Genomic DNA, 20093 nt, shown 5'->3' on the forward strand with positions numbered 1-20093 from the left:
CTCTGTGCGCGATGACGCCTGCCAGGCACACCCGCCCACGAGCAAGTGACCTGCTTGCCCACGGGCAAGCCCAAACCTCAATCGGCGTCGCGGAAGTCCTTGGACTTCGAAGCGAGCAGGGCGCGGGCGAGGCGGTCGGGAAGGTACTTCGACAGGCCGGCGATGAGCTTGTTGGCGCGGCCGGTGACCAGGCGCGTGCGGCCCGATTCGACCGCGTCCACGCCCAGCCTCGCCACGTCGGCGCTGGACAGCCAGATGCCCTTCGGCAGCTTGCTCACCTTCTCGCGCATGCCGTTCACGTCGTGGAACTCGGTGTAGGTCATGCCCGGGCACAGCGCCGTCACGTGCACGCCGCGCGGGCGGCTTTCCTGGTCCAGCGTCTCCGAGAAGCGGATGAGCCAGGCCTTGGTGGCGCCGTAGAGCGTGTGCCCGGCCGTGGGCGGCACCAGTCCCGCCAGCGAGGCCACGTTGAGGATGCGGCCGCGGCCCGCGGCTTCCATCGCCGGCAGGTAGAGGTGGGTCAGGTGCGCCACCGAGGTGAGCAGCACCTGCAGCGAATCGGCGTGGGTCTTCCAGTCGGCCGACAGGTAGCGGCCCGGCACGCCGTAGCCGGCGTTGTTGACCAGCGTGTCGACGAACAGGCCGCGGGCCTGGGTTTCGGCGAACAGCTTCGCCGGCGCGGCCGGGTCGGCCAGGTCGGTGGCGATCACCACGCAGGGCACCTGGGCCGAGAGCTCCGCCGCCAGGGCCTCGAGCCGCTCGACGCGCCGGGCGGTCAGCACCAGCGGTTTGCCGCGGCGCGCGTACTCCCGGGCGATGTCGGCGCCGATGCCGCTGGAGGCGCCGGTGACGAGGGCGTAGCCGGGGGACGGGGGCGTGGGCATGCAGGCGGGCTCCGGAGGGCGGTGGGTGGCGTTCGCGCCATTATCACCCCGGGCCGGCGTTAATCATTGTCGACGTGGGTGCGCAGGGTGGTGCGGCGATGGCGGCACGCGGGTCAAGGGAGCGGGGCGGGGTACTGGCGCTGGCGTTCGCCGGCCTGCTGGCACTGGCCCCGGCCACCGCCGCGGAGCTGGTGGTGCAGGTGGACGATGGCAGCGCGCCCCTGGCCGATGCCGTGGTGAGCCTGCACGGGCCTTCGCCGTCTTCGTCACCGGGCCGGGCCGTGATGGACCAGCGCAACACGGCCTTCGTGCCCGGCGTGCTGACGGTCCAGGCCGGCACGGCCGTGAGCTTTCCGAACAGCGACACCGTGCGCCACCAGGTCTATTCGTTCTCGGCGCCGCGGCCCTTCGAGCTGCCGCTGTATTCGGGCACGCCGCCCGAGCCCATCGTGTTCGACAAACCGGGCGTGGTGGTGGTGGGCTGCAACATCCACGACTGGATGATCGGGCACATCGTGGTGCTCGACACGCCCTTGTTCGGCAAGAGCGGGGCCGACGGCCGCGTCAGCCTGGCGGCGCCGGCCGGTGAATACACGCTGCGCGTTTGGCACCCGCGGCTGCCGAGCGGACCGTGGGAGCAGGCCGTGACGCTGGGCGAGTCGCCGGTGGCGCGGCGCGCCAGCCTGGCCCTGGGCCCGCCGCCGCCCGAGCGCCGCGGTTCGGACCGGCTGCGGGCGCTGCAGGAGCGCCTGCGCAAGCTCAAGCAGGAGCCCTGATGCGCTCGCGCCTGCACGGCAAGATCGTCGCGCTGCTGATCGGCCTGGTGCTGGCCGCCCAGCTGGCGACCTTCGCCGTCGTGCACGTGGCCACCGAGCGCAGCGTGCGCCAGCAGCTGGCGGAAGAGCTGCGGGTGGGCGAGCGCGTGTGGCAGCGTTTCTACGGCAACCGCAGCGAGCAGCTGCTGGAGACGGCGCTGGTGCTGGCCGACGACTTCGGCTTCAAGGCCGCCGTGGCCAGCGGCGATCCGGCGACGATGGCGTCCGCGCTGCAGAACCACGCCGGCCGCGTGGGCGCCGACGCCGGCGTGCTGCTGTCTCCCGAGGGCGCGTGGCTGGCCGGCCTCGAGGGCGCCTCGCCGGGCTGGCGCGACGGAGCGTTGGACGGCGTGCTGGCCGCCGCGGCCGAAGAAGGCTATTCGCTCTCGGTGGTGGCGGTGGACGGGCGGCTGTATTCGATGGCGCTGATCCCGGTGCTGGCGCCGAACCAGATCGGCTGGGTCGGCATTGGCTCGGCCATCGGCGATGCCTATGCGCGCGACTTCAAGGCGCTCACCCGGCTCGACGCCAGCTTCGTGCGCGACGCCGGCGGGCGGCTCGAGGTGCTTGGCAGCAGCCTGCCGGAACCAGCCGTCGAGGCATTGTCCGCACTGGCCACGGCGCCCGGCGCGCCGGGCCAGGCCAGCGACGAACTGACGCTGGGCGAGGACCATTATTTCGCGCTGTCGGCGCCGCTGCCGGGCGCACGCGGCGCGGCGCCGCTGGGCGTGCTGCTGCAGGGCTCGCTGGACCAGGCCATGGCGCCCTACGCGGCGCTGAAGGCCCGCATCCTGTGGCTGTCGGGCCTGGCCGCGGCGCTGGCGCTGGCGGTGGCGGGTTTCCTGGGCCGCGGCATCAGCCGGCCGGTGGTGGAGCTGGCCGAGGCGGCCCAGCGCGTGCAGCAGGGCGACTATTCGCGGCCGATCCCGGTGCGCGGCCGCGACGAGATCGCGCGGCTGGCGTCGGCCTTCGGGCACATGCAGGAAGGCATCGCCGCGCGCGAGGACCGCATCCTGCACCAGGCCCACCACGACGGCCTGACCGGGCTGCCCAACCGCAGCCTGGCGCGCGAGCGGCTGGACCAGGCGCTCGCGCACGGCGACGGCCGCGCCTGCGCGGTGGTCATGCTGGACCTGGACCGGTTCAAGGAAATCAACGACACCCTGGGCCACGGCTTCGGCGACCAGGTGCTGGAGGAAGTGGCCAAGCGCCTGCGCCAGGCCGTGCGCGCCGAGGACCTGGTGGCGCGGCTGGGCGGCGACGAGTTCATGGTTCTGATGTGCGACGTCGGGCCGGATTTCGCCCAACGCCGCGCGCAGGCGCTGCTCGAGCAGCTGCGGCTGCCGCTGGACCTGCCGACCACCCGCATCAACCTCGATGCCAGCCTCGGCCTGGTGCTGCACCCGGAACATGGCCGGGACGCGCAGACCCTGCTGCGCCGCGCCGACATCGCGCTCTACGACGCCAAGGAAGCGCGCGCCGGGCTGGTGGTCTACCGCCCGGGTCGCGACGAAGTGCACCTGCGCCAGCTGGCCCTGATCGGCGACCTGCGCCAGTCCATCGCCCGCGAGGAGCTCTCGCTGCGCTTCCAGCCCAAGGTGGACCTGGCCAGCCGGCAGGTGCGCCACGTCGAGGCCCTGCTTCGCTGGCAGCACGGCAGCCTGGGGGCCATTCCACCGGACGAATTCATCCCGCTGGCCGAACGCTCCGGCTTCGTGCACGAGATCACCCGCTTCGTGCTGGACTCGGCGCTGGCGCAGAACGCCCGCTGGCGGGCCGGCGGCCTGGACCTGGGCGTGGCGGTGAACCTGTCGGCGATGGACCTGATGGACGCCGACCTGCCGGATTTCGTGCAGGCCAGCCTGCGCCAGCACCGCGTGCCGCCGCAGCGCCTGATCCTGGAGGTCACCGAGGGCGTGCTGATGCGCGACGTGGACTACGCCGTGCGCATGCTGCACCGGCTGCGCGCCGGCGGCGTGCGCCTGTCCATCGACGACTTCGGCACGGGCTACTCGTCGCTGGCCCAGCTCAAGCGCATGCCGGTGGACGAACTCAAGATCGACAAGAGCTTCGTGATGCAGATGACCGAAGGCAGCGACGACGCCGTGATCGTCCGCTCGACCATCGAACTGGGCCACAACATGGGCTTGTCGGTGATCGCCGAGGGCGTGGAAAACGACGTGAGCCTGGGCCTGCTGCGCCAGTACCGCTGCGACATGGTGCAGGGTTACCTGTTCAGCGCACCGCTGGCGCCGGAGGCGCTGGTGGAATGGTGCCGGCGCTTCATGGAGGCCGAGGCGTGAGCGTCGCCCTTCGTCCGGTTCTGCTGGGCCTGGCGTTGCTGGCGCCCGCGGCCGCCACGGCGGGCGAGGGCAGGCTGCTGGCCACCGGCGGCGCCAGCCAGGTGGAAGGCGCCGCCGGCGGAGGCCTGGTGCCGTGGGCGGTGCTGGCCGGCTACGGCACCCGCGACGAGGGCGGCGGCACGGCCTTCTACACCCGGGTGGACACCGGGGATTACGCGCTCGATGCCTATGGCGTGGCCTACGCCTTCCGGAACCGGCTCGAGTTTTCGCTGGCCCGCCAGCGCTTCGACCTGGGCGAGCTGCAGCGGCGGCTGGCGCTGCCCTGGGACGCCCTGGAGCAGGACGTGTTCGGCGCCAAGCTGCGGCTGGCCGGCGACCTGGTCTACACGCGCATGCCGCAGCTGAGCCTGGGCGTGCAGCACAAGCGCCTGCGCGACGGCACGCTGCCGCTGGCGGTCGGCGCGCGCGACGACCGCGGCACCGACGTCTACCTCGCCGCCAGCAAGCTCTGGCTCGACGGGGCCGGCGGCTACCAGCTGCTCCTCAACGCCACCCTGCGCTCGACCCGCGCCAACCAGATGGGCCTGCTGGGCCACGGCGGCGACCGCCGGGGCGGGCGCTCGCTGGTGTTCGAAGGCTCGGCGGCGGTGCTGCTGGACCCGGGCTGGGCCGTCGGCCTGGAATACCGCCAGAAGCCGGACAACCTGGGCTTCGCCGGCGAGGACGACTGGGTGGACGCCTTCGTGGCCTGGTTCCCGTCCAAGCGGGTGTCGGTGGTGGCGGCCTGGGCCGACCTGGGTTCGGTCGCCTCGCTGGACGGCCAGCGCGGCGCCTACCTTTCCGTGCAACTGGCCTACTGAGGGCGCGCCATGGGTATTTCCCGCCTGCTGTCGTCCCTGGGCCTGGCGCTGCTGCTCTCCGCCTGCGCCAGCGCGCCGCGCGCCGGGCTCTATGAACAGTTCGGCGGCCGGCCCGGCATCGAGGCGCTGGTCGAAGAGCTGCTGGTGCGCGTGCTCGAGGACGAGCGCATCGCCGCGCAGTTCGCCGAGGTGGACCTGGTGAACCTCAACGACCGCCTGGTCGAGCAGATTTGCGCCGAGGTCGGCGGGCCCTGCGAATACACCGGGCGCACGATGGCCGAATCGCACGAGGGCCTGGCCATCACCGAGGCGGATTTCAACGCCCTGGTCGAGGACCTGGTGGCCGCGATGGACGCCCGCGGCATCCCGCGCCGGGCCCAGAACCGGCTGCTGGCGCGGCTGGCGCCCATGCACCGGGACATCGTCAGCCCCTGACGGGCGCGGTATCCTTGCGCCCTCGACCGCAAGGAGTGCACGCATGCGCCAGAAGATCGTCGCCGGCAACTGGAAGTTGCACGGGGACCGCGCCTTCGCCCGCGACCTGCTCGACGCCGTCGTGGCCGCGCCCCGCGCGGCCGGCGTGGAGCTGGTCATCCTGCCGCCGGTGCCCTACCTGGGCGAGCTGGCCGACCGCTATGGCCCCCAGGGCCTGGCCTTCGGCGCCCAGGACCTGGGCGTGAACGAGCAGGGTGCCTACACCGGCGAGGTTTCCGGCCGCATGCTCAGGGACGTCGGCGCGCGCTACGTGCTGGTGGGCCACTCCGAACGCCGCCAGTACCACGGGGAAAGCCCGCAGCTGGTGGCCGAGAAGTTCGTGGCCGCCCGCAAGGCCGGCCTGGTGCCGGTGCTGTGCGTGGGCGAAACCCTGCACCAGCGCGAAGCCGGGCAGACCGAATGGGCCCTGGAAAAGCAGCTCGGCCCGGTGGTCGAACTGGCCGGCATCGCCGCCTTCGAGGGCGCCGTGCTGGCCTACGAGCCGGTCTGGGCCATTGGTACCGGCCGGACCGCCAGCCCGGAGCAGGCCCAGGAGGTCCACGCCTTCATCCGTGGCGAACTGGCCGCGCACGATGCTAGAATCGCCGGCTCGCTGCCGCTTCTTTACGGCGGCAGCGTTAAGCCCGCCAACGCGGCCGAGCTGTTCTCGCAGCCGGACGTCGATGGTGGCCTGATCGGGGGCGCGTCCCTCGTGGCCCAGGATTTCCTGGCAATCGCCGCCGCGGCGGCGAGGTAAAACAGAACATGCTGCTCACCATCGTCAGTGTCATCTACGTGCTGGTCGCGATCGCCATGATCGTGCTCATCCTCATGCAGCGCGGCGCGGGCGCGGCCGCCGGCTCCGGTTTCGGCGCGGGCGCTTCCGCCACCGTGTTCGGCGCGCGCGGCTCGGCCAACTTCCTGTCCACGGCCACCAAGTGGCTCGCCGTCGTGTTCTTCGCGATGAGCCTGGGCATGGCCTGGTACGCCACCCACGGCGGCAAGCCGGCGGCGGCGGAACTCGAGGACATCGGCGCGATGTCGGACGTCCCGGCGGCCCCGGCCCCGGCGGCGGGCGAAGTGCCGGCTTCCGAAGTTCCCGTCATCCCGGCGGCTCCGGCCGCCAACGAAGCGGCGCCGGCCCCGGCCGACGCCACGGCGGTTCCCGCCGAGACTCCGGCGCCGGCCGAAGCCGGTGAAAAAACCGAAGAAAACGGCGCGGAAAACAACCAAGCGGGCTGAACCGCTGGTACAATCTTCGGCCTTCGCACCGCGCGACGGTTCGAAGGCACACCTGCCCAGGTGGCGGAATTGGTAGACGCACTACCTTGAGGTGGTAGCGACGTAAGTCGTGGGGGTTCGAGTCCCCCCTTGGGCACCAAATCGATCAACGGGCTGCCGCCCGGCAACGGACTGGAGCGGCGGCACGGACGCGCCCACGGGCGCAAGGTGAGGATGCGCGCGTGTTGGGCGAATATCTGCCGATCCTGTTGTTCCTCTTCGTCTCCACCGGCCTGGGCATCGTGCTCCTGATCGCCGGTTGGGCCCTGGGGCCCAAGCGCCCCGATTCGGAGAAGCTCTCGCCCTACGAGTGCGGCTTCGAGGCCTTCGAGGACGCGCGCATGCAGTTCGACGTGCGCTACTACCTCATCGCCATCCAGTTCATCATCTTCGACCTGGAAATCGCCTTCGTTTTCCCGTGGGCGGTGAATTTCCGCAACCTCGGCATCATCGGCCTCACCGAGATGGGCATCTTCATCGGCCTGCTCGTGCTGGGCTTCATCTACGTGTGGAAGAAGGGAGCGCTCGAATGGGAGTGATCCAGTCCGTCTCGAACGTGATGCACAACCCGATCCCGGAAGGGCGGGTCGACGACATCCTGCGTCCGGAAGGCGACAACCCGCTGCTCGAGCGCGGCTTCGTGACCACCTCGGTGGACGCGCTGGTCAACTGGGCCCGCACCGGTTCCATGTGGCCGGTCACCTTCGGCCTGGCCTGCTGCGCCGTCGAGATGATGCACGCCGGCGCCTCGCGCCTCGACCTGGACCGCTACGGCGTCATCTTCCGTCCGTCGCCGCGCCAGGCCGACGTGATGATCGTCGCCGGCACCCTGGTCAACAAGATGGCCCCCGCGCTGCGCAAGGTCTACGACCAGATGCCCGACCCGAAGTGGGTCATTTCAATGGGCAGCTGCGCCAACGGCGGCGGTTACTACCACTATTCGTATTCGGTGGTGCGCGGCTGCGACCGCGTGGTGCCGGTGGACGTGTACGTGCCGGGATGCCCGCCGACGGCGGAAGCCCTCGTGTACGGCATCCTGCAGCTGCAGAAGAAGATCCGCCGCACCAACACCATCGCCCGCTAAGGACCCAGCCGACGCCATGGTCGAACCGACGACGAGCTTCACCGAGCGCCTGAAGGCGCGCCTGCAGGGCAAGCTGGTTTCCGTGCACGAGGCGCTGGGCGAGACCACCGTCGAGATCGCGCCCGAGGCCTGGGCCGATGCGGCGCGCATCCTTCGCGACGACGCCGAGCTGGGCTTCGAGCAACTCATCGACCTGTGCGGCGTGGACTACCTGGGCTACGGCGAGGACGAGTGGGACACCAGCGACGTGTCCTCCGAGGGCTTCTCGCGCGGCGTGGAAGGCGCCGGCCCGGGCCGCTTCGACTGGGAAAACCGCCCGCGCGGCAACGGCCCCGAGCGCCGCTTCGCCGTGGTCGTGCACCTGATGTCGGTGCGGCACAACCGCCGCCTGCGCATCCGCTGCTTCGCCGCCGACAACAGCCTCCCGGTAGTGCCTTCGCTGGTCGACGTGTACCCGGTGGCGAACTGGTTCGAGCGCGAGTGCTTCGACCTGTTCGGCGTCGTGTTCGAGGGCCATCCGGACCTGCGCCGCATCCTCACCGACTACGGCTTCGTCGGCCACCCGTTCCGCAAGGACTTCCCGCTGACCGGCAACGTCGAGGTGCGTTACGACGCCGAGCGCAAGCGCGTGGTCTACGAACCGGTTTCGATCGAGCCGCGCGTCGGCGTGCCGCGCGTGGTGCGCGAGGACTCGCGCTGGCAGCAGGCCGCCACCGAGCGGCCGAGCAAGGACTGACGGGCCATGACCCAGGAAATCCGCAACTACACCCTCAACTTCGGCCCGCAGCACCCGGCCGCGCACGGCGTGCTGCGCCTGGTGCTGGAAATGGACGGCGAGGTCGTGCAGCGCGCCGACCCGCACGTGGGCCTGCTGCACCGCGGCACCGAGAAGCTGGCCGAGTCCAAGCCCTACAACCAGTCCATCGGCTACATGGACCGGCTCGACTACGTCTCGATGATGTGCAACGAGCACGCCTACGTGCGCGCCATCGAGAAGCTCATGGGCATCGAGGCCCCGGAGCGCGCGCAGTACATCCGCACGATGTTCGACGAGATCACCCGCATCCTGAACCACCTGATGTGGATCGGCTCGAACGGCCTCGACCTGGGCGCGATGGCGGTGTTCCTGTACGCCTTCCGCGAGCGCGAGGAGCTGATGGACTGCTACGAGGCGGTCTCCGGCGCGCGCATGCACGCCACCTACTACCGCCCGGGCGGCGTCGCGCGCGACCTGCCGGACACCATGCCGAAGTACCGCGAGTCGCCGTGGCGCAAGGGCGCCGAACTCAAGCGCGTGAACGAGTGGCGCGAGGGCTCGATGCTCGATTTCCTCGACGCCTTCTGCGACGACTTCCCGCGCCGCGTCGACGAATACGAAACCCTGCTCACCGACAACCGCATCTGGAAGCAGCGCACCGTCGGCATCGGCGTGGTGCCCACCGACATGGCCCTGGCCTGGGGCATGACCGGCCCGATGCTGCGTGGTTCCGGCCTGGCCTGGGACCTGCGCAAGAAGCAGCCCTACGCCGCCTACGACAAGGTGGACTTCGACATCCCGGTGGGCGTGCAGGGCGACTGCTACGACCGCTACCTGGTGCGCGTCGAGGAAATGCGCCAGTCCAACCGCATCATCAAGCAGTGCGTCCAGTGGCTGCGCGCCAACCCCGGTCCGGTCATGGTCCGCAACTTCAAGGTCGCGCCGCCGCGCCGCGCCGAGATGAAGGACGACATGGAAGCGCTGATCCACCACTTCAAGCTCTTCACCGAGGGCTACAGCGTGCCCGCCGGCGAGGCCTACGCCGCGGTCGAGGCCCCGAAGGGCGAGTTCGGCGCCTACATCGTCTCCGACGGCGCCAACAAGCCCTTCCGCCTGAAGCTGCGCGCGCCGGGCTTCGCCCACCTGTCGTCCATGGACGCGATCGTGCGCGGCCACATGCTGCCCGACGTGGTCGCCATGATCGGCACCTACGACGTCGTCTTCGGCGAAATCGATCGCTAAGGATTGCCTGACCGATGAAAGCCACCGGTAACTTCGCCGCCTGCCAGAACGTCGACCCCCTGGTCGCGCTGACCGACGACACCCGCGCCCACATCGACCACTGGGTCGCCAAGTTCCCGCCCGACCGCAAGCGTTCGGCCGTGATCCAGGGCCTGATGGCCGCGCAGGAGCAGAACGGCGGCTGGCTGAGCGACGAGATCATCGCCGCCACCGCCAAGTACCTCGGCATCCCGCCCGTGTGGGCCTACGAGGTCGCCACCTTCTATTCGATGTTCGACCTGCAGCCGGTCGGCCGGCACAAGGTCGCCATCTGCACCAACATCAGCTGCTGGCTCAATGGCGCCGAGGACATGGTGCGCCACTGCGAGCGCAAGCTCGGCATCAAGCACGGCGAGAGCACGCCCGACGGCCGCATCTTCCTGAAGGTCGAGGAAGAGTGCGTGGCCGCCTGCGCCGCCGCGCCCGTGATGCTGATCGACGGGCATTACCACGAGAAGCTGACCGCCGAGCAGGTGGACAAGCTGCTCGACGGACTGGAGTGATCGAGGCAATGGCGCACCATTCCCACTATTCCGAGGGTTACGGCCCGGTCGGCCCGGCGCCGCAGGAGCACAACGTCGTCTACACGACGCTGCACTTCGACAAGCCCTGGTCGTACGAGAACTACCTCAAGACGGGCGGTTACGCCGCCTGGCGCAAGATCCTGTCCGAGAAGATGGACCCGGCCGCGGTCATCGACATGGTCAAGCAGTCCGGCCTGCGCGGCCGCGGCGGCGCGGGCTTCCCGACCGGCCTGAAGTGGAGCTTCATGCCCCGCAGCGCGCCGGGCCAGAAGTACATCCTGTGCAACTCGGACGAATCCGAGCCGGGCACCTGCAAGGACCGCGACATCCTGCGCTACAACCCGCACGCGGTGATCGAGGGCATGGCCATCGCCTGCTACGCCACCGGCTGCACCGTGGGCTACAACTACCTGCGCGGCGAGTTCCACCACGAGCCGTTCGAGCACTTCGAGGAAGCGCTCAGGGAAGCCTACGCCAACGGCTGGCTGGGCAAGGACATCCTGGGCTCGGGCGTCGACGTGGACATCCACGCCGCGCTGGGCGCCGGCGCCTACATCTGCGGTGAAGAGACCGCCATGATGGAGTCGCTGGAAGGCAAGAAGGGCCAGCCGCGCTTCAAGCCGCCGTTCCCGGCCAACTACGGCCTGTTCGGCAAGCCCACCACCATCAACAACACCGAAACCTACGCCTCGGTGCCGGCGATCGTCCGCAACGGCGCCGAATGGTTCCTCAACCTCGGCAAGCCCAACAACGGCGGCCCGAAGGTGTTCTCGGTGTCCGGCCACGTCAACAACCCGGGCAACTTCGAGATCCGCCTGGGCACGCCCTTCAGCGAACTGCTGGCCATGGCCGGCGGCGTGAAGGGCGGCCGCAAGCTCAAGGCGGTGATCCCGGGCGGCTCGTCCATGCCGGTGCTGCCGGCCGAAACGATGATGGCCTGCACCATGGACTACGACTCGATCCAGAAGGCTGGTTCGGGCCTCGGCTCGGGCGCGGTCATCGTGATGGACGAGACCACCTGCATGGTCCGCGCCTGCCAGCGGATCGCGCGCTTCTACTACGCCGAGTCCTGCGGCCAGTGCACGCCCTGCCGCGAGGGCACGGGCTGGATGTACCGCATGCTGACCCGCATCGTCGAAGGCAAGGCCACGCTCGACGACCTGCACATGCTCAAGGGGGCCGCCGGCCAGATCGAAGGCCACACCATCTGCGCCTTCGGCGAAGCCGCCGCCTGGCCGGTGCAGGGCTTCCTGCGCCACTTCTGGCCGGAATTCGAATACGCCATCGTCCACAAGCGTTTCTACGTCGACGACCTCGCCAAGGGCCAGGTCGCCACCACGGAGCAGGCTGCATGAGCGCCCAGCCCACCAACACCACCGCGCCGGACGTGGTGAACATCGAGATCGACGGCAAGGCCCTGCAGGCGCCGAAGGGTTCGATGATCATCCAGGCCGCCGACAAGGCCGGCATCGCCATCCCGCGCTTCTGCTACCACGAGAAGCTGCCCATCGCGGCCAACTGCCGCATGTGCCTGGTGGACGTCGAGAAGATGCCCAAGCCCGCGCCGGCCTGCGCCACGCCGGTGATGGAAGGCATGAAGGTCACCACCCAGACCAAGCGCGCGCTCGATGCGCAGCGCAACGTCATGGAGTTCCTGCTCATCAACCACCCGCTGGACTGCCCGATCTGCGACCAGGGCGGCGAGTGCGAGCTGCAGGACGTGTCCATGGGCTACGGCCGCTCGGTGTCGCGCTACGTCGACCGCAAGCGCGTGGTGCCGGACGAAGACCTGGGTTCGCTGGTCGCCACCGACATGACCCGCTGCATCCAGTGCACGCGCTGCATCCGCTTCACCGCGGACGTGGCCGGCACCTTCGAACTCGGCGGCATGAACCGCGGCGAGCGCCTGCAGATCGGCACCTACGACGGCAAGCCGCTGATGACCGAGCTGTCGGGCAACGTCATCGACGTCTGCCCGGTCGGCGCGCTCACCAACAAGGTGTTCCGCTTCCGCGCCCGCGCCTGGGAGCTGGTGGCGCGCGAGTCCGTCGGCTACCACGACGCGCTCGGCTCCAACCTGTTCCTGCACGCCCGCCGCGGCGACGTCCTGCGCACCGTGCCGCGCGACAACGAGGCGGTTAACGAGTGCTGGCTGTCGGACCGCGACCGCTATTCGCACCAGGGCCTGCAGGCCGCCGACCGCGCCACCCGCCCGTTGGTCCGCGAGGGCGACGCCTGGCGCGAAGCCTCGTGGGACGAGGCGCTGGCGCTGGCCGGCAAGCTGCTCAAGGACGCCGGTGAATCGCTGGGCGTGCTGGCCCACCCGGCCACGTCGAACGAAGAGGGCGCGCTGCTCGCGGCCCTGGCCAGGGGCCTGGGCACCGGCAACGTCGACCACCGCCTGAGGGCCATCGACTTCGCCGACGCGGCTTTCGCCGAGCCGTTCGAACTGCCGGCCGCCGAACTCGAGAACGCCGACGCCGTGCTGCTGGTCGGCTGCAACCTGCGCCACGAGGTTCCGCTGCTGCACCAGCGCCTGCACAAGGCCGGCAAGCGCGGCGCCAAGGTGTTCGCCATCAATCCCGTGGACTTCGAGTTCACCTTCCCGGTCGCAGGCAAGCGCGTGGTCGCGCCTTCGCTGCTGCCGGGTGCGCTGGGCGCGGTGGCCCGGGCCGCCGGCGCCACGCTGCCGGGCGGCGTGCCCGCCGAGGATTTCGAAACCGCGAAGGCCATGGCCGACGCCCTGCAGAAGGGCGGCCAGGCCGTCATCGTGCTGGGCGAGCTGGCCGAGAACCACCCGCAGGCCTCCTGGCTGCGCGCCACCGCGCGTGCCCTGGCCGGCGCCACCGGTGCCCGCGTCAACCGCATCCCGCAGGGCGCCAATGCCCTGGGCCTGGCGCGCCACGGCCTGCGCCCGCAGGGGCAGGGCAAGGACGCCGGCGCCATGCTGGCCCAGCCGCTGCCGGCCTACCTGCTGTACGGCGTCGAGCCGCAGTACGACTTCGCGCACGGCGCCCAGGCGCTCAAGGCCCTGGCCGGCGCCAGGGTCGTGGCCTTCGCGGCCTTCGCCAGCGAAGAGCTGAAGAAGCTGGCGCAGGTGATCCTGCCGATCGGCCTGCTGCCTGAAATCGAGGCCACGCTGACCAACCTCGACGGCACCGACCAGTCCACCCAGGCCGGCGCCAAGCTGCCGGGCGATGCCCGCGCCGGCTGGCGCGTGCTGCGCGCCCTCGGCGGCCAGCTCGGCCTGCCGGGCTTCGCCTTCACCGACCTGGCCGGCCTGCGCGCCGGGCTGCAGCCGCAGGCGCCTGCCGCGGGCACCGGCTTGGCCGTCGCGCCGAAGGCCGAGCCGGGCCTGGAGCGCATCGACAGCACGCCGATCTACCGCGGTGACGCCGTGCTGCGCCGTTCGGCCGCGCTCAACGCGCACCCGCTGACGGTGGGCGCGCGACTGGTGCTGCACCCGGAGGACGCGCTGGCCCGCGGCCTGTCCGAGGGCGGCATGGCCAAGCTTGGCGACGGCCACGGCAACGCCGTGCTGCCGGTGGCCATCAGCGCCCGCGTCGCCAAGGGCGCCGCCTGGATCGAGAACAGCTACGAGGCCACGGCGCCGATCGCGCCGTCGGCCCGGCTCGCGGTGGTGGGAGCCTGATGATGATCGACCCGATCCGCGAATTCTTCCTGGCCTTCGGCGACATCGGCCTGGTCGTCTGGACCCTGGTCAAGATCCTCGTGATCACCCTGCCGGTGGTCGTGGGCGTGGCCTTCTACACGCTGGCCGAGCGCAAGGTGATCGGCTGGATGCACGTGCGCCACGGACCGCAGTTCATCGGCGGCTTCATGGGCATCGGCTTCATCCAGGCCTTCGCCGACGTGTTCAAGATGCTGTTCAAGGAGCTGGTGGTCCCGACCAACGCCAGCCCGCTGCTGTTCCGGCTGGCGCCGCTGTTGGCGCTGGCCCCGGCGCTGGCCGCGTGGGCGGTGATCCCGTTCGACGACGGCGTGGTGCTGGCCGACGTCAATGCCGGCCTGCTGGTGCTGCTGGCCCTGACCTCGATGGGCGTGTACGGCATCATCGTCGGCGGCTGGGCCTCGAACTCGAAGTACGCGGTGCTGGGCGCGCTGCGTTCGGCGGCGCAGGTGATCAGCTACGAAATCGCCATGGGCTTCGCCCTGGTGGGCGTGCTGGTGGCCGCGGGCACGATGAACCTCAGCGAGATCGTCATGGCCCAGTCGGGCAACGGCGGCCTGCTTGAGTGGTTCTTCATCCCGTTGTTCCCGCTGTTCATCATCTACTTCATCTCGGGCGTGGCCGAAACCAACCGCGCGCCCTTCGACGTCGCCGAAGGCGAGTCGGAGATCGTGGCCGGCTTCCACGTGGAGTACTCGGGCTCGGCCTTCGCCATCTTCTTCCTGGCCGAATACGCCAACATGATGCTGGTGAGCTTCCTCACCGCCGTGCTGTTCCTGGGCGGCTGGCTGTCGCCGTTCCCGGCCTCCTGGGGCTTCCTGGGCGAGCCGGGCTGGTGGTGGCTGGCGGCCAAGTTCCTGTTCTTCGCCTTCAGCTTCCTGTGGTTCCGAGCCACCTTCCCGCGCTACCGCTACGACCAGATCATGCGCCTGGGCTGGAAGGTGTTCATCCCCATCACGATCTTCTGGATCTTCGTGACGGCCCTCATGGCCTACAACGAATGGTTCACGCTGGGCGCCTGAGGAAGCCATGAACCGCATCGCCAACTACCTCAAGAGCCTCATGCTGCTGGAGCTCCTGGCCGGCATGAAGCTGACCCTGGGCTACATGTTCAAGCCCAAGTACACGCTCAACTACCCGTTCGAGAAGACCCCGCAGTCGCCGCGCTTCCGCGGCCTGCACGCGCTGCGCCGCTACCCGAACGGCGAAGAGCGCTGCATTGCCTGCAAGCTGTGCGAGGCGGTCTGCCCGGCGCTGGCCATCACCATCGACTCGGAGCCGCGCGCCGACGGTTCGCGCCGCACCACCCGCTACGACATCGACCTGTTCAAGTGCATCTTCTGCGGCTTCTGCGAGGAGAGCTGCCCGGTCGACTCCATCGTCGAGACCCACATCCACGAGTACCACTTCGAGAAGCGCGGCGAGAACATCGTCACCAAGCCGCAGTTGCTGGCCCTCGGCGACCGCCTCGAGGACGAGATCGCGCAGCGCCGGGCCGCCGACGCGGCGTTCCGGTGAGGGCAGGGGACAAGGACTGACATGACTTACGAACTCGCCGCCTTCTGGGCCTTCGCCTCGGTGACCGTGCTGGCCGCGCTGGGCGTCATCCTGGCCCGCAACCCGGTCCATGCCGTGCTCAGCCTGGTGCTGACCTTCTTCTCCGCCGCCTGCCTGTGGCTGCTGCTCCAGGCCGAGTTCCTCGGCGTGGTGCTGGTGCTGGTCTACATCGGCGCGGTGATGGTGCTGTTCCTGTTCGTGGTGATGATGCTCGACATCAACACCGCGCCGCTGCGCGAGGGCTTCGTGCGCTACCTGCCGCTGACCGGCGCCGTGGTGGTGGTGATGGCCGCCGAGATGGTGATGCTGATCGGCAGCAAGCGCTTCGAAGTCGGCCTGTCGGCGACCGACCCGGCCGCCGCGCTGGGCAAGACCAACATCCAGTGGATCGGCGAGACCCTGTTCAGCAAGTACATCCTTCCGTTCGAGACCGCCGCGGTCATCCTGACCGTGGCCCTGGTGGTGGCGGTGATGCTGACCCTGCGCCGCCGCGAGGGCACCAAGCACCAGGATCCGTCGCGCCAGGTCGCCGTGCGCCGCGAGGACCGCGTGCGCCTGGTGAAGGTCCAGGCGGAACCGCGCCAGGAGGGCAACCCGTGATCACGCTCGGCCATTACCTCGCGCTCGCCGCGGTGCTGTTCTGCCTGTCGGTCGCCGGCATCTTCATCAACCGCAAGAACGTCATCGTGCTGCTGATGTGCATCGAGCTGATGCTGCTCTCGGTGAACATCAACTTCGTGGCCTTCTCGCGCTTCCTGGGCGACGTCGACGGCCAGATCTTCGTCTTCTTCATCCTGACCGTGGCCGCCGCCGAGGCCGCCATCGGCCTGGCCATCCTGGTGACGCTGTTCCGCAACCGGCGGACCATCAACGTCGCCGAACTCGATTCGCTGAAGGGCTGAGCGCGCGATGATCCAGATGAACATCCTGTTGGTCATCGCCCTGGCGCCGCTGCTGGGTTCCATCATCGCGGGCCTGTTCGGCAAGCAGGTGGGCCGCGCCGGCGCGCACTGGGTGACCATCCTGGGCGTGGCGGTGAGCTGCGCGCTGTCGCTGCACGTGCTCTGGCAGTTCCTGTCCCAGGGCGCCGCGCCGTTCAACGAGAACGTCTACACCTTCTTCCAGGTGGGCGGCTATTCGGCACACGTTGGCTTCATGGTCGACAAGCTCACGGCCATGATGATGGTCGTGGTCACCTTCGTGTCGCTGCTGGTGCACGTCTACACCATCGGCTACATGGAAGAGGACCCGGGCTACCAGCGCTTCTTCAGCTACATCTCGCTGTTCACCTTCAGCATGCTGATGCTGGTGATGAGCAACAACTTCCTGCAGCTGTTCTTCGGCTGGGAAGCGGTGGGCCTGGTGTCCTACCTGCTGATCGGCTTCTGGTACAAGCGCCCGACCGCCATCTTCGCCAACCTCAAGGCCTTCCTGGTCAACCGCGTCGGCGACTTCGGCTTCCTGCTCGGCATCGCCGGCGTGCTGGCCTGGATCGGCACGCTTGACTACGCCACCGCCTTCACCCACGCGGCCAACGCCGACCTCAATGCCACCTTCACCCTGTGGTCGGGCAAGATCGGCTTCGGCGGCTGGAGCTACGACGTGCTGTCGGGCCCGGTGCAGGTCGAGGTGATCAGCTTCATCTGCATCTGCCTGTTCATCGGCGCCATGGGCAAGTCGGCGCAGGTGCCGCTGCACGTGTGGCTGCCGGATTCCATGGAAGGCCCGACGCCGATCTCGGCGCTCATCCACGCCGCCACCATGGTGACCGCGGGCATCTTCATGGTGGCCCGCATGTCGCCTCTGTTCGAGCAGAGCGAGGCCGCGCTCAACTTCGTGCTGTTCGTTGGCGCGACAACCGCGTTCTTCACCGGCCTGATCGGCATCATCCAGAACGACATCAAGCGCGTCGTGGCGTACTCCACCTTGTCGCAGCTGGGCTACATGACGGTCGCGCTGGGCGTGTCGGCCTACTCGGCGGCCGTGTTCCACCTGATGACCCACGCCTTCTTCAAGGCGCTGCTGTTCCTGGCGGCCGGCTCGGTGATCATCGGCATGCACCACGAGCAGGACATGCGCAAGATGGGCGGCCTGCGCAAGTACATGCCCATCACCTACTGGACCAGCCTGATCGGCACGCTGGCGCTGGTGGGCACGCCGTTCCTGTCGGGCTATTTCTCGAAGGACACCATCATCGTCGCGGCCCAGATGGCGGCCAAGGACGGCGGCTGGGTGCAGCAGTACGGCTATTACGCGGTGCTGCTGGGCGTGTTCGTGACCAGTTTCTACAGCTTCCGCCTGCTGTACCTCACCTTCCACGGCAAGGAGCGCTTCCGCGAGGCGGCCCACGACGGCCACCACGGCGACGCGCACCATGACGCCCACGGCGACGACCATGGCCACCACGGCCCGGTCGAGCCGCACGAGTCGCCCTGGGTGGTGACGGTGCCGCTGGTGCTGCTGGCCATCCCGTCCATCCTGATCGGCTTCTTCACGGTCGGCCCGATGCTGTTCGGCGATTTCTTCCGCGGCGCCATCGAAGTGTTGCCCCAGCACGACACCGTGAAGCAGGCCGGCGAAGTGCTGTGGCACGGCGACCACGGCTGGTTCGATGCCGCGGTGGGCTTCGGCCTGCACTTCTACGGCTCGATCGTGTTCTGGCTGGCCTTCGCCGGCTTCGCCCTGGCGTCGTACATCTACCTGGTGAACCCGGCCCTGGCCGGCACCTTCGCCCGGGTGTTCGCGCCGGTCGTGCGCCTGCTCGAGAACAAGTACGGCTTCGACGACCTGTGGATCAAGGGCTTCGCGGGCGGCGGCATCAAGCTCGGCAAGTTCTCCTGGAAGAAGGCCGATGCCGGCCTGATCGACGGCCTGCTGGTGAACGGCTCCGCCACCCTGGTGGACCGCGTCGCCGGCATCGTGCGCCAGATTCAGACCGGTCGCCTCTACAACTACGCCTTCGCCATGATCCTCGGCCTCATCGTCCTCCTGGCGGTGCTGGTCAAGGTCGTCGGCGCCTGAGACTGACAAGGAAGCCCTGATGCAATCCTCCTGGCCCCTGTTGAGCGTCCTGGTCTGGCTGCCGATCCTCGGCGGCCTGGCCACGCTGGCCTTCGGCGACGCGCGTTCGAACCAGGCGAAGGTGTTCGCCCTGCTGGTGGCGGTGGCTACCCTGGCGCTGAGCGTGCTGCTGTTCGCCGGCCACGACTACGCCTCCCCGGCGATGCGCTTCGTCGAGGACCGCGCCTGGATCCCCAGCTTCGAAATCCGCTACCACCTGGGCGTGGACGGCCTGTCGATCGCGCTCATCGCGCTGACGACGCTGACCACCGTGCTGGTGCTGGTGGGCTCCTGGACATCGGTCGATCGCCGGGCGCACCAGTACTTCGCGGCCTTCCTGGTGCTCGAGGGCATGATGGTGGGCGTCTTCTGCGCGCTCGACGCCATCCTGTTCTACGTGTTCTTCGAGGCCATGCTGATCCCGATGTTCATCATCATCGGCGTCTGGGGCGGCCCGAAGCGCGTCTATGCCTCCCTGAAGTTCTTCCTCTACACCTTCCTCGGCTCGGTGCTGATGCTGGTGGGCCTGGTGTACCTGTACATCGTCTCGGGCGAGCGCCTCGAGGGCGGCGCCAGCTTCCAGCTGGCCGACCTCTACCAGCTCAAGCTCAGCGCCACCGAGCAGATGTGGCTGTTCTTCGCCTTCCTGGCCGCCTTCGCGGTGAAGGTGCCGATGTTCCCGGTCCACACCTGGTTGCCGGACGCGCACGTCGAGGCGCCCACCGGCGGCTCGGTGGTGCTGGCGGCCATCATGCTCAAGATCGGCGGCTACGGCTTCCTGCGCTTCACCCTGCCCATCGTGCCGGACGCGGGGCAGGAGTGGGCCTGGCTGGTGGTCGCGCTGTCGCTGGCGGCCGTGGTCTACATCGGCCTGGTGGCGCTGGTGCAGGAAGACATGAAGAAGCTGATCGCCTACTCGTCGATCGCGCACATGGGCTTCGTGACCCTGGGCAGCTTCATCGTGTTCGCGCTGGTGCGCGAGCTGGGCAACACCGACGCCGCGCAGCTGGGCCTGCAGGGCGCGATGGTGCAGATGATCTCCCACGGCTTCGTCTCGGGCGCCATGTTCTCGTGCGTGGGCGTCGTCTACGACCGCATGCACAGCCGCATGATCCGCGACTACGGCGGCGTGGTGAACACCATGCCTTGGTTCGCCGCCTTCTTCGTGTTCTTCGCCATGGCCAATGCCGGCCTGCCGGGTACGTCGGGCTTCGTGGGCGAGTTCATGGTCATCCTGGCCGCCTTCCAGTACAACGCCTGGGTCGCCTTCGGCGCCGGCTTCACCCTGATCCTGGGCGCGGCCTACACCCTGTGGATGGTCAAGCGCGTCGTGTTTGGCGACGTCGCCAACCACCACGTCGCCGAGCTCACCGACATCAACGGCCGCGAGGCGCTGGTGCTGGGCGTGTTCGCGATCGGCACCCTGGCCCTGGGCGTATACCCCAAGCCGTTGACCGACCTCATGGAAGCACCGATCGCGCAGCTGCTGACCCAGCTCGCCGCCACCAAGCTGTAAGGAAGC

The 20093-nt window shown here is 69.2% G+C and carries 20 protein-coding genes and 1 tRNA gene; 20 read left to right on the forward strand and 1 reads right to left on the reverse strand.

The window, feature by feature from the left end:
- Nucleotides 1-77: 77 nt before the first annotated feature.
- Nucleotides 78-884 (reverse strand): SDR family NAD(P)-dependent oxidoreductase, encoded by an 807-nt coding sequence (locus N790_RS02100; RefSeq protein WP_043800156.1) that lies wholly within the window; start codon nucleotides 882-884, stop codon nucleotides 78-80.
- 98 nt (nucleotides 885-982) lie between these two features.
- On the opposite strand from N790_RS02100, the gene N790_RS02105 reads away from it, so the two are divergent.
- The 20 genes from N790_RS02105 to N790_RS02195 all read left to right on the forward strand — a co-directional run bounded on the left by N790_RS02105 (nucleotide 983) and on the right by N790_RS02195 (nucleotide 20087).
- The gene (locus N790_RS02105; RefSeq protein ID WP_169742131.1) at nucleotides 983-1660 is read left to right on the forward strand and encodes a methylamine utilization protein; all 678 of its coding nucleotides are present in this window, start codon (nucleotides 983-985) and stop codon (nucleotides 1658-1660) included.
- A complete protein-coding gene (locus N790_RS16760) occupies nucleotides 1660-4002 on the forward strand; it encodes a putative bifunctional diguanylate cyclase/phosphodiesterase (RefSeq protein ID WP_043800157.1) in 2343 nt (780 codons plus the stop codon). Before N790_RS02105 ends, N790_RS16760 begins: the two co-directional genes overlap by 1 nt.
- Complete coding sequence (locus N790_RS02115; RefSeq protein ID WP_043800159.1) at nucleotides 3999-4862, forward strand: DUF3034 family protein; 864 nt, start codon at nucleotides 3999-4001, stop codon at nucleotides 4860-4862. Before N790_RS16760 ends, N790_RS02115 begins: the two co-directional genes overlap by 4 nt.
- 9 nt (nucleotides 4863-4871) lie before the next feature.
- Nucleotides 4872-5297 (forward strand): group I truncated hemoglobin, encoded by a 426-nt coding sequence (locus tag N790_RS02120; protein WP_043800161.1) that lies wholly within the window; start codon nucleotides 4872-4874, stop codon nucleotides 5295-5297.
- Nucleotides 5298-5340: 43 nt separating this feature from the next.
- The gene (gene tpiA / locus N790_RS02125; protein WP_043800163.1) at nucleotides 5341-6093 is read left to right on the forward strand and encodes a triose-phosphate isomerase; all 753 of its coding nucleotides are present in this window, start codon (nucleotides 5341-5343) and stop codon (nucleotides 6091-6093) included.
- Between the two features lie 8 nt (nucleotides 6094-6101).
- On the forward strand, nucleotides 6102-6578 hold the full coding sequence (secG, locus tag N790_RS02130) for a preprotein translocase subunit SecG (protein ID WP_043800165.1): 477 nt from the start codon (nucleotides 6102-6104) through the stop codon (nucleotides 6576-6578).
- Nucleotides 6579-6632: 54 nt separating this feature from the next.
- Nucleotides 6633-6717: transfer RNA gene (locus N790_RS02135), tRNA-Leu, on the forward strand.
- Nucleotides 6718-6799: 82 nt separating this feature from the next.
- Nucleotides 6800-7156, forward strand: coding sequence for an NADH-quinone oxidoreductase subunit A (locus N790_RS02140; protein WP_043800166.1), 357 nt, complete (start codon nucleotides 6800-6802; stop codon nucleotides 7154-7156).
- Nucleotides 7147-7701: a NuoB/complex I 20 kDa subunit family protein gene (locus N790_RS02145; RefSeq protein WP_043800167.1), complete on the forward strand. Its 555-nt coding sequence runs from the start codon at nucleotides 7147-7149 to the stop codon at nucleotides 7699-7701. The genes N790_RS02140 and N790_RS02145 overlap by 10 nt, the downstream gene beginning before the upstream one ends.
- A gap of 16 nt (nucleotides 7702-7717) precedes the next feature.
- Nucleotides 7718-8437 (forward strand): NADH-quinone oxidoreductase subunit C, encoded by a 720-nt coding sequence (locus tag N790_RS02150; RefSeq protein WP_043800168.1) that lies wholly within the window; start codon nucleotides 7718-7720, stop codon nucleotides 8435-8437.
- Between the two features lie 6 nt (nucleotides 8438-8443).
- A complete protein-coding gene (locus N790_RS02155) occupies nucleotides 8444-9700 on the forward strand; it encodes an NADH-quinone oxidoreductase subunit D (RefSeq protein ID WP_043800169.1) in 1257 nt (418 codons plus the stop codon).
- A 14-nt stretch (nucleotides 9701-9714) separates the two neighbouring features.
- Entirely contained in the window at nucleotides 9715-10242 is a 528-nt protein-coding gene (gene nuoE / locus N790_RS15055) for an NADH-quinone oxidoreductase subunit NuoE (RefSeq protein WP_052385606.1), read from the forward strand.
- Between the two features lie 8 nt (nucleotides 10243-10250).
- Nucleotides 10251-11618 carry an NADH-quinone oxidoreductase subunit NuoF gene (gene nuoF / locus N790_RS02160; protein ID WP_043800170.1) on the forward strand — a complete coding sequence of 456 codons (1368 nt, stop codon included), beginning with the start codon at nucleotides 10251-10253 and terminating at the stop codon, nucleotides 11616-11618.
- Nucleotides 11615-13915: an NADH-quinone oxidoreductase subunit NuoG gene (gene nuoG / locus N790_RS02165; RefSeq protein WP_043800171.1), complete on the forward strand. Its 2301-nt coding sequence runs from the start codon at nucleotides 11615-11617 to the stop codon at nucleotides 13913-13915. The genes nuoF and nuoG overlap by 4 nt, the downstream gene beginning before the upstream one ends.
- A 2-nt stretch (nucleotides 13916-13917) precedes the next feature.
- Nucleotides 13918-14976 (forward strand): NADH-quinone oxidoreductase subunit NuoH, encoded by a 1059-nt coding sequence (nuoH, locus tag N790_RS02170; RefSeq protein ID WP_245593726.1) that lies wholly within the window; start codon nucleotides 13918-13920, stop codon nucleotides 14974-14976.
- A 7-nt stretch (nucleotides 14977-14983) separates the two neighbouring features.
- Entirely contained in the window at nucleotides 14984-15472 is a 489-nt protein-coding gene (nuoI, locus tag N790_RS02175; RefSeq protein WP_043800173.1) for an NADH-quinone oxidoreductase subunit NuoI, read from the forward strand.
- A gap of 21 nt (nucleotides 15473-15493) precedes the next feature.
- The gene (locus tag N790_RS02180) at nucleotides 15494-16111 is read left to right on the forward strand and encodes an NADH-quinone oxidoreductase subunit J (RefSeq protein ID WP_043800175.1); all 618 of its coding nucleotides are present in this window, start codon (nucleotides 15494-15496) and stop codon (nucleotides 16109-16111) included.
- Nucleotides 16108-16413 carry an NADH-quinone oxidoreductase subunit NuoK gene (gene nuoK / locus N790_RS02185; protein WP_043800177.1) on the forward strand — a complete coding sequence of 102 codons (306 nt, stop codon included), beginning with the start codon at nucleotides 16108-16110 and terminating at the stop codon, nucleotides 16411-16413. Before N790_RS02180 ends, nuoK begins: the two co-directional genes overlap by 4 nt.
- Before the next feature lie 7 nt (nucleotides 16414-16420).
- Complete coding sequence (nuoL, locus tag N790_RS02190; RefSeq protein WP_043800178.1) at nucleotides 16421-18532, forward strand: NADH-quinone oxidoreductase subunit L; 2112 nt, start codon at nucleotides 16421-16423, stop codon at nucleotides 18530-18532.
- Nucleotides 18533-18551: 19 nt separating this feature from the next.
- Nucleotides 18552-20087 carry an NADH-quinone oxidoreductase subunit M gene (locus N790_RS02195; protein ID WP_043800180.1) on the forward strand — a complete coding sequence of 512 codons (1536 nt, stop codon included), beginning with the start codon at nucleotides 18552-18554 and terminating at the stop codon, nucleotides 20085-20087.
- Nucleotides 20088-20093: the final 6 nt, after the last annotated feature.

This window comes from Arenimonas malthae CC-JY-1, assembly GCF_000747075.1.
Lineage (GTDB): Bacteria > Pseudomonadota > Gammaproteobacteria > Xanthomonadales > Xanthomonadaceae > Arenimonas > Arenimonas malthae.

Excerpts from the sequence above, each read along its gene's own strand:
- N790_RS02180 (WP_043800175.1), top strand. The coding sequence starts at position 15,494 with ATGACTTACGAACTCGCCGCCTTCTGGGCCTTCGCCTCGGTGACCGTG.
- nuoE (WP_052385606.1), top strand. The coding sequence starts at position 9,715 with ATGAAAGCCACCGGTAACTTCGCCGCCTGCCAGAACGTCGACCCCCTG.
- N790_RS02105 (WP_169742131.1), top strand. The coding sequence starts at position 983 with ATGGCGGCACGCGGGTCAAGGGAGCGGGGCGGGGTACTGGCGCTGGCG.
- N790_RS02150 (WP_043800168.1), top strand. The coding sequence starts at position 7,718 with ATGGTCGAACCGACGACGAGCTTCACCGAGCGCCTGAAGGCGCGCCTG.
- nuoG (WP_043800171.1), top strand. The coding sequence starts at position 11,615 with ATGAGCGCCCAGCCCACCAACACCACCGCGCCGGACGTGGTGAACATC.
- nuoH (WP_245593726.1), top strand. The coding sequence starts at position 13,918 with ATGATCGACCCGATCCGCGAATTCTTCCTGGCCTTCGGCGACATCGGC.
- N790_RS02155 (WP_043800169.1), top strand. The coding sequence starts at position 8,444 with ATGACCCAGGAAATCCGCAACTACACCCTCAACTTCGGCCCGCAGCAC.
- tpiA (WP_043800163.1), top strand. The coding sequence starts at position 5,341 with ATGCGCCAGAAGATCGTCGCCGGCAACTGGAAGTTGCACGGGGACCGC.
- nuoF (WP_043800170.1), top strand. The coding sequence starts at position 10,251 with ATGGCGCACCATTCCCACTATTCCGAGGGTTACGGCCCGGTCGGCCCG.
- N790_RS02120 (WP_043800161.1), top strand. The coding sequence starts at position 4,872 with ATGGGTATTTCCCGCCTGCTGTCGTCCCTGGGCCTGGCGCTGCTGCTC.
- N790_RS02145 (WP_043800167.1), top strand. The coding sequence starts at position 7,147 with ATGGGAGTGATCCAGTCCGTCTCGAACGTGATGCACAACCCGATCCCG.
- N790_RS02195 (WP_043800180.1), top strand. The coding sequence starts at position 18,552 with ATGCAATCCTCCTGGCCCCTGTTGAGCGTCCTGGTCTGGCTGCCGATC.
- nuoI (WP_043800173.1), top strand. The coding sequence starts at position 14,984 with ATGAACCGCATCGCCAACTACCTCAAGAGCCTCATGCTGCTGGAGCTC.
- nuoL (WP_043800178.1), top strand. The coding sequence starts at position 16,421 with ATGATCCAGATGAACATCCTGTTGGTCATCGCCCTGGCGCCGCTGCTG.
- N790_RS16760 (WP_043800157.1), top strand. The coding sequence starts at position 1,660 with ATGCGCTCGCGCCTGCACGGCAAGATCGTCGCGCTGCTGATCGGCCTG.
- secG (WP_043800165.1), top strand. The coding sequence starts at position 6,102 with ATGCTGCTCACCATCGTCAGTGTCATCTACGTGCTGGTCGCGATCGCC.
- N790_RS02100 (WP_043800156.1), bottom strand. The coding sequence starts at position 884 with ATGCCCACGCCCCCGTCCCCCGGCTACGCCCTCGTCACCGGCGCCTCC.